This is a genomic window from Luteococcus sanguinis (genome assembly GCF_039527675.1).
Classification (GTDB): Bacteria; Actinomycetota; Actinomycetes; order Propionibacteriales; family Propionibacteriaceae; genus Luteococcus; species Luteococcus sanguinis.
On the sequence record NZ_BAAAKI010000007.1, the window covers coordinates 1 to 2,455 of the forward strand.

1 protein-coding gene and 1 pseudogene are annotated in these 2,455 nt (G+C 65.4%); both read right to left on the reverse strand.

All coding sequences use genetic code 11. From position 1 onward, the window contains the following. Positions 1-653: 653 nt before the first annotated feature. Positions 654-1,007, reverse strand: coding sequence for a hypothetical protein (locus tag ABD089_RS06785; protein ID WP_343885521.1), 354 nt, complete (start codon positions 1,005-1,007; stop codon positions 654-656). Positions 1,008-1,055: 48 nt separating this feature from the next. Then, positions 1,056-2,322: pseudogene (locus tag ABD089_RS13810) on the reverse strand (IS256 family transposase). Between the last annotated feature and the right edge of the window lie 133 nt (positions 2,323-2,455).

Genomic DNA, 2,455 nt, shown 5'->3' on the forward strand with positions numbered 1-2,455 from the left:
ACTACGACCCCGCTGCCGATCGCGTCATGACCCCTTCTTGACACAGAGGGGTGCCAGTTGAGTGCGTTCGTCTACAGGCGACCGAGGACGATTCGAAGAGCCGCTGCCGGATCCTCGACTGTCGCGGTTGGCGGCTAAGTAGTTCCTTCGCGGCTGGTCTGGGCCGCCGGGCGTCGTTCTGAACAGGTGCTTCCTGGGACGCGCTGCTCGATGCGTTCGAGGGGCCAGTGCCTCCACGCGCCATTCGACTCGACCGGACATCGTGCACAGGGCAAGGGACGTCAAACAGCGCAGGTGGACCTCCGATGCCCACGCTGCGCCCGGCAGCGAGATTTCATCCACCGAGGTGCGAGAGGGCTATCTCCACCGAAGCGAACCGGTCCCCGTCGGGAAACGAAACTGCCGCCCCCGGCCCGAGCTCGTCCTGCGCGGCCCGTAGCCTACGCATCAACACGCCGTACTCTCGATGATCACCGCCAGCCGCGTCCAGTACCCGCTGAAGGACACCTGCGTCGTCAGTCTCCAACGCGGCTTGGCCTGTCGAAATCAGGAATCGCCCTCGCCGCGAGAAGCGCCTCCACGAGGGTCGGTCGTCACTGACGGTCTCACTGAGTATCCACCCCATCGCGATCCCTCCTGCATGACCTCGAGGTTCACGCCCGGGGTCGAGCGTGATCCCCGTTCTCCTGGGCACGGCTCCGGAAGTGCTGTTGCCACTGCTCATCTTCGATGCGGTCCGCCTGCGCTAGCTGGGCCTGCGCGACCGTCCCCGCCAACGGCAGGACAACCGGTACGAGCGCCAACCAGGCACGCCCCGCGTCACAGAGCCACGCGCTGACAGTGATGGCCGGCACGTTCGACACGAGAAGCACCGCGATGGACGCCACCTCCAAACGTGCGGAATACCAATGAAACCGCCAAGGACCGAACTTCACGCCTTGGTACAGCGAGGGAAGAGCAACCACGATCCAGCTGAGGTCAACCACCAGCGCCCCCTTCTGGTCCACCCGTCGCTTCCAAGGGGCGTGTCAGGTTCTTTGTGTAAGTGGCATCGGCTAGTTGAGACCCAGGCGGTCGCCGTGGGTCAGGGCGAGGGCGTTCAGGATGGCCTGCCAGCCGTGGACACGGCCGGTGGGGTTGGGCCGGTTGACCTGGCGTTCCCGCACGGCAAGGTAGAGCACCTTCATGGCTGACTGCTCGTCTGGGAAGTGTCCTCGTCGTCTGGTCGCGGCACGGAACCGCGCGTTGAGCGACTCGATGCCGTTGGTGGTGTAGATCAACTTGCGGATCTCGGGCGGGAAGTCCAGGAAGGGCACGAACTCCGGCCACGAGCGGCGCCACATCCCGATCATTGCCGGGTACTGCGGCTCCCACTTGTCGGCGAACTCCTCGAAGCGTGACTCCGCGGCCGTCACGGTCGGCGCGGTGTAGATCTCGCGGAGCTCCGCAGTGATCCTGGACCAGTGTCGCTTGGCCGCGTAGCGAAGGCTGTTGCGCACCAGGTGCACCACGCAGGTCTGCACGGTGGCCTGCGGCCAGATGGCCGTAATGGCCTCCGGCAAGCCCTTCAACCCGTCGCAGCACACGATGCATGCGTCCAGTATGCCTCGATTGCGCAGTTGGCGTCAGCATGTTCATCCACTGTTTCGCGCCCTCGCCACCCGACGGGCCGGTCCACATTCCCAGGACGTCTCGCTCGCCCTCGGTGTTCACGGCCATCGCGACGTAGACGGGCCGGTTGGCCACGCTCCCCTCGCGGACCTTGAGCACGATCGCGTCGATCAGCACCACCGGATAGACCGGATCCAGCGGCCGCGACTGCCACGCCTGCATGTCGTCGAGGACCTTGTCGGTGACTCGGGAGACCAGATCGCGGGACACGTCGGTGTCGTACACCTCGGCCAGGTGTTTGGCGATGTCGCCGGTGGTCATGCCCTTCGCGTACAGGCTGATCACGGCCTCGTCGAAGCCCGACAAGCGGCGTTGGTGCTTCTTGAGCACCTGCGGCTCGAACGTGCCCGCCCGGTCCCGGGGAACCTGGATCGTCACGTCACCGATCTCGGTGCGCACGGTCTTGGGCGTCGAGCCATTACGACTGTTCCCACTGCCCCGCCCGACCGGGTCGTGCTTGTCATAGCCCAGATGAGCCGCCATCTCCTCTTCCAGCGCGAACTGGAGAACCTGTCTGGTCAGGGCCGTCAACAGCCCGTCCTGGCCGGTCAGCTCGATCCCGGTCTCGCGGGCCTTGGCCACCATCTGTTCGGCCAAGCCCGTCAGGTCCGGCCCACCAGCCGGCACGGCTACGGCGTCATGGTTCACCATGGCGTGATTCTCCGATCCGCCCGGCTCCAGCCGGGCATCACGCCGAGCGCCGTTTACACGAAGTTCTTGACATACATGATGGAAAGCGTCTTGGGGAGTCGTGACCCTGCCTCTGACTGGTGCCCTGCTGGGC